This is a genomic window from Nostoc sp. MG11, from assembly GCF_014904695.1.
Classification (GTDB): domain Bacteria; phylum Cyanobacteriota; class Cyanobacteriia; order Cyanobacteriales; family Nostocaceae; genus Komarekiella.
The window spans coordinates 27,157-39,665 of the sequence record NZ_JACXXN010000018.1 but is presented as its reverse complement, the minus strand read 5'-3'; the positions used below and the strand labels follow the sequence as shown (position 1 = coordinate 39,665).

Below are 12,509 nucleotides of genomic sequence, written 5' to 3'. Positions count from 1 at the left end.
GCTGTCAAATTTAAAGCGTCAATCTAAAACCCCCAAATGTTGCATCTACATAGTTATTACCTAGAAGCTGAAATTGAATTCCTCCACTGACTGCTGTGAGTTCTGCATTAGATAGTTCTTGTTCTTCAACTTTATTCAAAAGTTGCAAGTTAGTCATTTTGATCCTAGCCATGTTTCTTCCTTGATATTTTTTAAATTACAGCAAAATTTTCGTCTAATTAGCTAGCAACCTCATCAATCAAAAGTTATAAAGTTTAATGTTTGCAGGCTTTTTAAATAGACATTAGTGTAGTAATTTTTTATGCTCAAGAGACAAAAATACTCGACGATGAGTCTTTCAGAACTTACGCACTCAGATCCCCCAACCCCCTTAGAAAGGGGGCTTTAGACGTTCCCCCCTTAAAAAGCTACGGTGTACACACAAGTCTTTTAGAGTTGCCCCACAGGCTTTTGATCCCCCCAACCCCCCTTCAAAAGGGGGGCAAAAACCTCTCAAAGTCCCCCTTTTAAGGGGGATTTAGGAGGATATACAACGATTTTGGTTTTGTACACAGATGTGTGTACACCGTAGCCTTAAAAAGGGCGGTTAGGGGGGATCAGGGTTTCAGGCTTCAGTGCGTAAGTCCTATCTTTAATACTCGCTCACGAGACAAAAATACTCGACGATGGGTAAATTAAAATTTAACTCAGTTAACTAATTACTAAGGCGAATAGAGAACAATTACACCTACTCTTGTCTTACCACGCGTTGCTGCATCAAACATCCTTGCCGTCATGCCAACTACCAAGAAACGCAGCTATCCCCAACGCCGCTAAACCGATCGCTCCCCATTTCAAGGTTGGATTCATATCCCACCAATCTGAAAAGCTTGGTATTGTCAGGTTTTTAAAGTCTCCTTCAACACGGTCATAGCCGTTTATCGGTTCAAAAACATTGTCTGGCGCATCCTCTGATTTCGGCTCATTAGTACGCTGTCCTGCAAAACCGATCGCCACTAGCACTGAATCCACTAGAGACGGTGAAACGCGTTGTAGTACATCTAACACTCTGCCTACATCCCCGACGATAAAATCGCGTGTGGGGTGTTCGGCAACGTAGAGAATTGCATCGGCAACTAAACTAGGATCATAATACGGCGGTATCCCTGTCGGTTTCACTCCTAGCTTGGTGCGAACTTTATTGTAGAAAGGTGTATTAATCACTGAAGGCAGTATTGAGGTGACGCTGATAGGCCACTTTTCGTGTTGCAACTCGACGCGCAACGCTTCCAAGAAACCTTCTAAACCGTGCTTGGCAGTAGAATAAGGACTTTGCAATGGCAGACTGCGCCTACCCTCCATTGAGGAAATATGAATTAACGCCCCGCGTCCCTCTTGTTTGAGATAAGGTAGTGCTGCCATTGCACCATACACCTGTCCCATCAAGGTGACATCAACAACTCGTTGAAACTCTTCCGGTGTGATTTTCTCGAAAGGCGCAAGTATACCCGTAGCCGCAGTATGAACCCAAGTATCTAGTCGTCCATATTGGGCTACGGCTTTGTCTGCGATCGCTTTTACTTGCTGAAACTCACTCACATCTGCAATAACTGCGATCGCCTCACCGCCAAAGCTTTGAATTTCCTCTACTAATGACTTCAGCCCTGGTTCGCTGCGTGCTGCAACTACTACCTTTGCACCACGTCGAGCAAACTTTACTGCTGCATCCCTTCCGATGCCGCTGGAAGCCCCAACTACGGCTACCACCTGCTGATTAATTGGCTTCAATTGCATGGTTAATCACCCTTATCCTTACCTTATATGTAAAGTTTGATTAAGGTTAGATTCATCCCTCGCAAGACTTACACACAAGGTAGAGATGTGTGTGGAGGAGTTTGACAAGTGTAGGTTTTTACGACAACGCGGTAAGTGGGACAATAGGGACAAGGAAGAATTTGCTTATTCCTGCCTTCAAAGGAGAGTTCTAACGGCAGTTCCTCCTGGGAGGAACCCCCTTATCGCAGCGTCTCGCAGAGAAGACCGGACTGCCGACGCTCCTACGGACGCTCGTTTTTCTCTACGAGACACTACGCTAACACCACGGCGCTGGCTCCCCTTGACTCTTAACCCCTTTCATTTTTTTCCTCTCGCCACAAAGCGATACCACCTAATAAACCAGCAATATTAGGGATAAGTTTGACATTTAACGGCAATTGGATATTTACCTTGACGGCTTCACCACCGCCGATGTAAAGGTAATCATAATTGAATAGATGTTGCAAGGATGCGATCGCTTTTTCTAAACGCCTGTTCCATCTTTTCTCACCAATTTTTTCTAACTCTGCACGCCTGAGTTGTTGCTCATAAGTCTCTCCTTTGCGAAACTGATGATGACCCATTTCCATATTCGGCACTAATTTACCATCTACAAAAAGAGCCGAACCAAACCCTGTTCCCAGAGTAATCACCAATTCTACGCCTTTACCTGCGATCGCCCCAAACCCTTGCATATCTGCATCATTAATTACACGCACAGGCTTATGTAAGTGATTAGACAATGCTGTTTCAAAATTAAATCCAATCCAATCTGGATGTAAGTTTACCGCTGTTTCCGTGACTCCACACCGCACCACACCAGGAAAACCTACCGAAACGCGATGAAATTCCCCTTGTGCAGCCGCCAACACGATAATTGCATTAATTACAACTTCGGGTGTAGCAGGTTGGGGCGTTTCTAAACGCACTCTTTCTGTTAATGGAGTTCCCGTGATATCTAAAACTATGGCTTTGACACCACTACCGCCAATATCAACTGATAGGGTGCGAATCGATCCATTTTCTTCAGCCATTGGCTTACGTCCTTGTTAGTGCCGCTTATTTTGTTATTATCCCCTGGTGCATCTGGATCAGACTGGATATGCGGAGAGTCTTCATCTGAGGATTTGCAAGCGATCCCAGTTAACTTTCGGGGCTCCTCTGTGCTTTTCCATAATAATTTGATAAGCGATCGCTTATCTTAAAGCAGTACCTTTACCTATATCTTTAGTAGTAAAAAATTGCTCAAATAGCCGATAAAAGCTTCTAGCTCATCAACTTCAGTTACTTTGGTATTTCCTGAGATGATTCTTGAGAAAGAATACTGTCTAAAGTTTGCAGTAATTCTCTAGTCGTGTAGGGCTTAGAAATAAACGCTTTGACTCCAGCAGAATTCACTAAATTATCGTCAGGTACTAGACCGCTGATAGCAATAATCTTGACAAGAGGATTAAATTTTTGTAACACGCGAATAGTTAGCGCACCGTCCATTGATGGCATCATAATATCCATCAATACCACACTAATTTCATCTTGGTGCTGGGCATACACAGCCATTGCTTCAATTCCATTACTAGCCGTAAACACCTTATAGTTGAAAGCTTGTAACGTAATTTTTGTAGTTTCTAGAATTTTGGTTTCGTCATCTACAACTAGAATGCATTCACTATTTCCTTTTAACAGTTCAAGGTTTTCTGCCAATGGTGTTGTCATTGCCTCGACTGCTGGTAAGAATACTTTAAATTCAGTTCCTTTTCCAACTTTGCTGTACACATTCACAAAACCACCGTGGCTTTTGATAATGCCCCTTACGGTTGATAAACCCAGTCCTGTACCTTTGCCAATTTCTTTAGTAGTAAAAAACGGCTCGAATATTCTATCAACTATTTCTGATGTCATACCAGTTCCCGTATCTGTAACAGAAATTACAAGATAGGGGCCGACATGGGCATCAAGATTTATCCGAGCATAATGTTCGTCTATGAACAAATTTTCAACACAAAGACTAAGAGTACCACCATCTGGCATGGCATCACGAGCATTAACTACTAGATTTACAAGCAACTGATGTAGTTGTGTAGCATCTCCAATTACAGGCCAAATCTCTGGATTTATATTCGTATAAAATTCAATCGATTTGGGAAACGTCCCTTTAACAATCTGCTCAATTTCCAAAAATAAATGGCTAATTTGTACAATTGTCCGCTTACCTTTGTCTCCACGCGCAAATTGCAAAACTTGTTTAACTAAAGCAGCCCCACGTTTAGCATTAGTTTCTATGATCTTGAACATCTGCTGATGGCGCTCATCTGTATTAGGAAGGGTTCGCTGTAGCAGTTGTGATAATGTCAAAATTGGAGTCAGTATATTGTTCAAGTCGTGTGCAATACCACCAGCAAGCGTACCTATGCTCTCTAATCGCTGAGCGCGGAGAAATTGACTTTCGAGTTGTTTTTTCTCGGTAATATCTGTGTTAACTGTAAGAATCGATTGGGGTTGACCATCTTGATCGCGCATCAGAGTCCAGCGACTAGCAACAATAATCTCTTGACCTTGTTTATTTATCTGGCTCAACTCGCCTTGCCAAAAGCCATTTTTAGTTAAAATTTTGTTGGTGTTTTGGAGTTGAGATAAGGTTTCTGAGCGATACAGAAGCTCAGTCACATTTTTACCAACTGCTTCGGTTGTTTTCCAACCGTATAAATGTTCAGCTCCTTGGTTCCAAAAACTGATTTGGTTATTCAAATCTTTAACAAGAATTGCATCAGTAGTGATATCCAACAAAGCAGCCTGTTCGCGGATTTTCTCTTCTATTCGCTTGCGTTCAGTAATTTCTTCCTCTAAACGCAAATTTTGCTCTTGTAGTGTCTTCGTTAGCTTGCGAAGTCTCAAATGAAGTTCGACGCGAGCTAAAACCTCTTCGTGCTGAAGCGGCTTAGTAATGTAATCTACTGCACCAAGATTTAAGCCTTTGACCTTATCTACTGTTTCAGAAAGAGCGGTCATGAAAATGACAGGGATATCTTTTGTTAACTCATTAACTTTTAAATGGCGGCATGTTTCAAAACCATCCATTTCTGGCATGAGTATATCCAATAGAATCAAGTCGGGTGGGGCATATTCTGCTCTTGCTATAGCACTTTCACCATCTTCAGCCACCAATACTGTAAATCCAGAATTAGTTAAAAAATCGAATAACATTTCTAGATTGCTAGGAATGTCATCAACAATTAAAATTGAACCTTTGGTAGAATTAGTAATCATTAAAGTTATTATTAATATTTTTTGATAAACTCTATAATTTGTTTTCCTTTAAAGCTTTTGGCAAGTTGATACAAATGAGTAGCAAATGGTGTTAGTTTTTGATCCAATTCTGCTAATTTGGCGGCTTGCTCTGCAATACTTCTTAAGTCACCTTTCATCGCTAAGTCAAGCAAAAGTGCAAGTTCTTCTGCTGATGGAGCTACAAATGTATTATCAGCCTGTAGCAACACAGTACTACTGCGATCGCAGGAATTAGAAGTGTTAAGTTGCACGTTGCTGTGCTGCTCCTTGTAAACCCATTCTAATCCCAAGTGAACTTGTAATTTTTCTAAAAGCTCTGCAATTTGGACTGGTTTGGAGAGAAAATCGTCGCAGCCTACCTCTAAGCTCTGCTTTTGCTCAAAGTCAAAAACGCTAGCTGAAACAGCAATTACTACCATTTTCTTAAGGTCTGGTAACTTTTTAAGACGGCGAGTGGCTTCAAAGCCGTCCATTACAGTCATTACTAAGTCCATTAAAATGACATCTGGCTTAAATTCACGCGCTTTGTTAAGACCGTCTAATCCGTTTGTAGCTTCCATAATTTCAAACCCTAAAGGCTGTAGTATGTTAACTAAAACAGAACGATTTTCCTCCTTGTCATCTACTACTAAAATTTTCCGTTTAGAACTAATAAAACCAATAACATTATATTCATCGAGCTTCTGAATATCAGCATCTTGAAAAACGTCAGATAAAGCTAAATCAAACCAAAAAACACTTCCTTCACCTAAAATACTTTTTGCCTTTAATTCACCACCCATCATTTGAACTAATTGAAGGCTAATTGCTAATCCTAGTCCTGTTCCTTCAATCTTACGATTATCTTCACCAACTTGCTTAAATGGTAAAAATATTTCGTCTAGTTGCTCTGAAGCAATGCCAATACCAGTATCTTCTATTTGAAATCGAAGTTTCTCTTTTTGATAATCTACTTTGCAAGTTATATTACCTTTTACTGTAAACTTTACCGCATTACTCAGTAAATTAATCAAAACTTGGCGTAACCGTTTTTCATCGGCTTTAATCATCCTTGGTAGTGGAGATAAAATTTCATAATTTAAAGAAATTCCCTTTTCTTCAGCACGCATGCGGCATATTTTAACTATAGTTTCCATAAATTCAGGAAAATGAAAGATTTTTGGATAAAGTTCCATTTTCCGAGCTTCAATTTTAGATATGTCTAAAATATCGTTAATAAGTGTCAGTAAGTGTTCACCACATTTATTAATAATGTTTACACCATTCTTTTGCTGTGCTGTTAGATTGTTGCCTTTCTGAAAGATTTGGGCATAACCCAAAATACCATTGAGCGGGGTACGAAGTTCATGACTCATGTTAGCTAAAAATTCGCTCTTGGCGCGGCTAGCAGATAAGGCTGCTTCTTCAGCTCGCTGACGTTCGTAAATTTCCTGTTGCAGTTGTAAATTTTTGTCTTGTAATTCTAGTGTTCGCTCTTCTACTTTCGCTTCTAGTGTTCGATTAGATTCTTCCAAATCATTATAAAGACGGGCATTTTCAATTGAGATGGCTGCTTGAGAAGATAAAAGTTGTAAGACTTCTAATCGCTCTGGCGTAAATGCCCCATCAATTAAGCTATTTTCTAAGTAAAGAATCCCAATAAGTTTACTTTGATGAACAATTGGTGTACATAAAATTGATTTTGGTTGATGGTTAATGATATAGTTATCTGTTGTAAAAGCTCCTTCACGAGTTGCATCTTTTAGTACAACATTTTCTTGAGTGTAACGTACGTAATTGATCACAGATACAGGTAGTTGCTGGCTAGTTGATACAGGAGTTGATAGTTGTACATTTATTTCCTCCTTTTCAATACTTCCTGAAGCTTCTATGAATAGCTCTCCTGACTTTTCTAAAATTAAAAATCCGGTTTCTGCACCAGCACTTTCTAGAACAATTCGGATTAATTGAGCCAGTAAATTGTCAAGAACAATCTCGCCAGACATAGCTTGTGAGGCTTTCATAATAGTAGCTAAATCTAGAATGTCAGTGCTGGGTATAGCCCTGGAGTTAATAGCTTGATTTACTGATGTAGGTGTAGTTTTTTGCCTTAAAATTTGAGATAATATATAAGGATATCTTGCTTCTAAATCTTTGACTTTGGCTTTCGCTCCCCAACGAAGGTATCGATAATAAGCATCGATTAGATAAGTGTGAAAAATTTTTTCTTTACCCCACGACAAGTAAAATTCTGCTGCTAGTTCATTTGCAAGAGCTTCTTCTTGGATATATCCTTGTTCTTTAGCTCCTTGAATAGCTTGGTCATAATGCTCTATTGCTTCTAAATTTTGCCCTAATGTGCGTGCTTTCTCCGCTTCTACTAAGTCATATTTATGTTGAAAGTTACAAGGAGCATGAAACGCGAAGTTTCGCATAATCTCTTGATTTGTTACAACTTTATTCAAAGCTTCTTTGCGTTCCTGTTCTGAAAGAGTACGTGCTAAGGCAAGTAGAGAAAGAGAATAATAGAAGTTATGTATGGCTGTAACAACCTGATTAACAGCACTTCCTGCATACTCTAAAGCTGAAGATGCATTAGCGATCGCTCCATCATAATTTTTAAATAAATAATCAAAAATGACTTGAGAAACATACGCTGAAAAAGCACACATATAATTCTTAGCGGTAATTAAATCTTGTAATATTTCTTCATCTGTGACGATTTTGCCATTAAAAACATATTGTTCTTCTGCTACATTAATAAGTTTTAAAACCAATCTTCTAAATGGGTTAATACAATAAATATGCAAAATTTGTTTTAGATGAAGCATAGAATTTAAGTATTTGCTCTGTTGAGCAGCTACTACTTCTAAGGATTCGCCAACAAAGAATAAATGGTCGCAATAATATGCAGAATTATAGCCTAACCATGCTATATCTCCTGTTTCTATCCCACTTTTATATCCCTCTTTTAGTGGTTCAAGAGTATTATTAATATGTTCTTTCCAAGGTCTAATAAAAGTGTTAAATACTAAGTAAACTTTGCATTTTAGTTCGTCTGCTTTAAATTTATCTAACAGCCTTAGAGCTAGTTTTCCAGATTGATATCCAGCATCCAATTCTCCCAACACTCCCGATAGCACTAAACCATATTGACAATACACAAAAGCAGCAATAGCTGAATGTCCATGTTCAATACAGAGATTGACCATAGTCAGGATCACCTGCACATAAATCTTGGGAGCAGCAATAAACGCTGATGGGACAATAATCATTAAAATACGTAGAGCTGCCATTTGAGCAAGATCTGTCATAGCTGGCGTATGTTCTAAGTCTTGCAACTGAGGCAATTGCGGTCTTAATTTCTCGTCATTTGGTAAATTCGATAAGGAGACATCTAGCATTTCCAATACTTGCAGCGCTTTTTCAATGCCTTTAAGCATTTGATTTTGATCAATACAAAACTGGATTTGCATCTCGTAGACTTGCACTCTGTCAAGCAGATTTGCAGCTCGTTGGAGAACAATTTCTGTTAAGATAGCTGCTCGCTCAAAGTTAGTGTTTAGGTATTCTGCTGACACCGCTTCAACGTAAAGAGCTAGTGTTAACTCATACTGACTCTCCCAGCTATCTTTTGTAAGAAGTGCTATTCCTATCGTTAAATATTTGACAGCAGTTTCATAAGCCGTTGCTGCTTTAGCTTTTTTACCTGCTATCAGATTAAGTTTTGCTAATTCATATCTTTGTTTTTGTTTGACAATCAATTCAGAGCCAATATTCAATTGATTGACAATCTCAAAAATATTTTCTTCTAACTTTGCTTCTGAGGTGTTTTTCAGTAGTAGTTCGCCGATTTTTAGATGAGTTTGTTTTTTCTGAGCGTCTGGAATCAGAGAATAAGATGCTTGCTGCACTCTGTCATGCAAAAACTTGTAGCCAACCTTTAACTGTTCAAATGGCTTCTTGGTCTGGTCTTCGGTATCAAATGCAAGGGGAATTTTGTAGGAATTGCTCAAGGGTAAAACTAAATTTGCTTGTAGAGCTTCCCACAAATCTTTAGCAGTTTCTAACTGGGTTTTTTCATTAACAATTGATAAAACTTTTAAAGTAAACTTGTTCCCAATACAGGCAGCTAATTTTAAGACGTTAATCGTTGTTGGTGACAGCTTTTGAATCTGGTTGACCATTAATTCGACAACGTTATTAGTGATGTTAATACCTTGTAATCGCTCAATATCCCATTCCCAAACGCCGTTAAAAAAATTAAATTTTAATAAGTCATCTTGATAAAGAAATTTGAGCAACTGTGTTAAGAAAAAAGGATTACCTTGAGTTTTATGCAATAGTAAGTTAGCTAGTGGCTTAATTTTTATCATACTGCTGTTTAGAGTATCAGCAACTAGTTGATTAATATAATCAATATTCAGTTCTCGGAGAATAATATTATTTACATTAGTTTTAGTTTTTTGAATCTTATATAAAGTATGAAGTAAGGGATGAGTAGCGCTAACTTCGTTATCTCGATAAGCCCCAATTAATAACAAATGTTGACTATCTGGAGCAGTCATAATTAACTCAATTAGCTTCAGAGTAGCTAAATCTGCCCACTGTAAGTCATCTAGAAATAAAGCTAGGGGATGTTCTGGTTTAGTAAATACATGAATAAACTGTTGAAACACTCGATTAAAACGATTTTGAGTTTCTGATGCACCTAATTGAGAAACCGCAGGCTGAGAACCAATAATTCGTTCAACTTCGGGAATTACATCTACAATGACTTGACCATTAGAACCAAGAGCAGCTAATAGTTTAGATTTCCAATTTTTTAAGGATTCATTATTTTCTGTTAACACTTGGCGCATTAACTCTTGGAAGGCTTGAATTAATGAAGCATAAGGAATATTGCGTTTAAACTGGTCAAATTTACCAGAAATAAAGTATCCCCTTTGCCGCACAATTGGTTTAATAATTTCGTTTACCAAAGAAGATTTACCAATTCCTGAATAACCAGAAATAAGCATTATTTCAGTTTTACCGCTACTGATGCGCTCAAAAGCATTTAGTAATGTATTTACTTCTTTTTCTCGACCATAAAGCTTTTGGGGAATGAGAAATTGGCTGTGTGAGTCAAGCTGACCAACAATAAATTCTTCAAGATTTGAAGATGTCTGTAACATTCTTTGGATAACTTCTAAATCTGCTTTTAATCCTAAAGCACTTTGATAACGTTCTTCAGCGTTTTTAGCTAACAATTTCATCACCATATCAGAAATTGTTTGGGGTATTTCCGAGTTGAGTTCTTTAGGCGATCGCGGTGTTTTAGCAATATGACAATGAATTAATTCCAAAGTATCAGTAGTCGGAAAGGGCAACTGCCCCGTTAGCATTTCATAGAAAGTAACGCCTAATGAGTAAAAGTCAGTTCGATAGTCAATCGAACGATTCATCCTCCCAGTTTGTTCTGGTGACAGATAGGCTAAAGTCCCTTCAAACAAATTGAGATTACTGAGACTTTGAATTTCTACCGATAGGCATGATGAAATACTAAAATCTATAATTTTTACCTGACCTGTTTTTTGATTAATGAGAATGTTGTGGGGCTTAATATCTTTATGAATAATCTGATTTTCATGTAATTGAGCAAGCGTTGAAGCTAATTGAATAGCAATTTCCAAAAAACTATTCATTTCAAAACCTGTCTGAATGATAAAATTATTCAGCGGTTCTCCTTCAAAATCTAACAAGATTAACGCCAGGCTATTTCGATAGCTCTCTAAAGCTAAAGGTTTAACAACTCCTTCTATTTGTAAAGATTTAAGTATTTTATATTCGTATCTTAATCTAGCAAGTTGCTCTAGAGTTGGATACTCGGATTTAGTAGTTTTAATAATCACTACGGTTTTATCTGACTCATTTAAAGCACGATAGACACCAGTAGTGTTGCTTTCATAAAGGACAGCAATGAGATTGTAATTAGCGATCGCAAGGTTCATTTTTATAGCAGTTTTGGCTTCTGTGCAATACAACTGATAGAGTTTGGGGAAGGGTTACAGCGTAAGAGATAAAGTCGATCTGAGACTTCGTAATGAAATTTACATACCTCACCCAAGTGAGAATTGCCATATCTTTACGCCTAAGCAAGAGGAGTAGTCGCTCAACTAATATTTTCTATATTGATGCTACCTTTTATCTCTGTTCAAGTTGAGAAATAGAAGTATAAGTGCTTAGCTTGCCTTTTTCCTTAGATTTGATCTCTTCATCTTTTTTGAAAGGCATAGAGATTATGTATGCGTTTAAGCGTGTCTTGGGTGACTCAAATTGATCGTGCCTCAAGAAAGCATAGGAACCTGTTTTTACTTATATTGAAGTCGTTACCTTTTTATTAGTTGTGTTGCAAAAATAATATCCCTAAGTAATATGCACAGTTTCATTCCTCCAAAACGCTTTTTTTCCTACCTCACTTGGACTGACATCCAGTCCATGCCAGATAAGGAAAATGTGGTGATTATTCAACCAGTAGGGGCAATTGAACAACATGGCCCTCATCTGCCGTTAATTGTAGATGCTGCTATTGGTGTGGGAGTACTGGGAAAAGCATTGGAAAAACTAGACTTTAGGATTCCCGCTTATGCCTTACCAACGCTTTATTATGGCAAATCTAACGAACACTTACACTTTCCTGGCACGATTAGCCTGAGTACAGCAACTCTCACGGCAATCATCATGGAAGTGGGAGAAAGTATCTATCGTGCTGGGTTTAGAAAACTGGTGTTGATGAACTCTCACGGTGGACAGCCCCAAGTCATGCAAATGGCAGCGCGGGATTTACATGTTATGTATGATGACTTTTTAGTATTTCCGCTGTTTACTTGGCGTGTGCCAAACATCACTAAGGAATTATTAACTCCGAAAGAAGCAGCACTAGGAATGCACGCTGGAGATGCAGAAACTAGTATTATGCTGTCGATTTTACCAGAGCAAGTAAAGCTGGAGAGAGCTGTTGCAGAGTATCCACCAGAACAGTCAGAAACTAGTTTGCTGAGTTGGGAGGGTAAATTACCTGTGGCTTGGGTGACGCGGGATATTAGTAAAAGTGGAGTAATTGGCGACGCTACAACTGCAACTAAAGAAAAAGGCGATCGCATTCTCGAATCTGTCGCCAATGGTTGGGTACAAGTCATTCAAGATATCTATGCCTTTCGACAGCCTTAATGCAGTTAGTGAAAGGAGATAGGGGGTCAAAGGTCAAGGGTTAAGGCTGGAATGGCACTAAGAAAAGCGCAAAAGGAAACCAGATAGATATCCCAGCTTTGAATCAATGAATAGTCAGGCGATCGCTCCCGCAGTACGCCTGGATAGGTTTATTGGTAAGCTGAGATTGTAGTGATCTCCGACAACAGACATCAATTGCGATCGCTACCAGAGCAGTTGGACAGGCAGAATATAATATA

Annotated in this window: 6 protein-coding genes; 1 reads left to right on the top strand and 5 read right to left on the bottom strand. The window is 38.7% G+C overall.

Annotated elements, in window-relative coordinates:
• Positions 1 to 10 precede the first annotated feature (10 nt).
• The 5 genes from HCR01_RS22525 to HCR01_RS22505 all read right to left on the bottom strand — a co-directional run bounded on the left by HCR01_RS22525 (position 11) and on the right by HCR01_RS22505 (position 11,051).
• A complete protein-coding gene (locus tag HCR01_RS22525) occupies positions 11 to 172 on the bottom strand; it encodes a hypothetical protein (protein WP_193198340.1) in 162 nt (53 codons plus the stop codon).
• Positions 173 to 756: 584 nt separating this feature from the next.
• The gene (locus HCR01_RS22520) at positions 757 to 1,773 is read right to left on the bottom strand and encodes an SDR family oxidoreductase (protein WP_193198339.1); all 1,017 of its coding nucleotides are present in this window, start codon (positions 1,771 to 1,773) and stop codon (positions 757 to 759) included.
• A 329-nt stretch (positions 1,774 to 2,102) separates the two neighbouring features.
• Entirely contained in the window at positions 2,103 to 2,828 is a 726-nt protein-coding gene (locus HCR01_RS22515) for an ROK family protein (protein WP_193198338.1), read from the bottom strand.
• A 250-nt stretch (positions 2,829 to 3,078) separates the two neighbouring features.
• Positions 3,079 to 5,058, bottom strand: a complete 1,980-nt coding sequence (locus tag HCR01_RS22510; RefSeq protein ID WP_193198337.1) for a response regulator — start codon at positions 5,056 to 5,058, stop codon at positions 3,079 to 3,081.
• Positions 5,059 to 5,069: 11 nt separating this feature from the next.
• Complete coding sequence (locus HCR01_RS22505; RefSeq protein ID WP_193198336.1) at positions 5,070 to 11,051, bottom strand: hybrid sensor histidine kinase/response regulator; 5,982 nt, start codon at positions 11,049 to 11,051, stop codon at positions 5,070 to 5,072.
• 424 nt (positions 11,052 to 11,475) lie between these two features.
• Here HCR01_RS22505 and HCR01_RS22500 point away from each other — a divergent pair, with 424 nt between their 5' ends.
• Positions 11,476 to 12,270, top strand: coding sequence for a creatininase family protein (locus HCR01_RS22500; RefSeq protein ID WP_193198335.1), 795 nt, complete (start codon positions 11,476 to 11,478; stop codon positions 12,268 to 12,270).
• Positions 12,271 to 12,509: the final 239 nt, after the last annotated feature.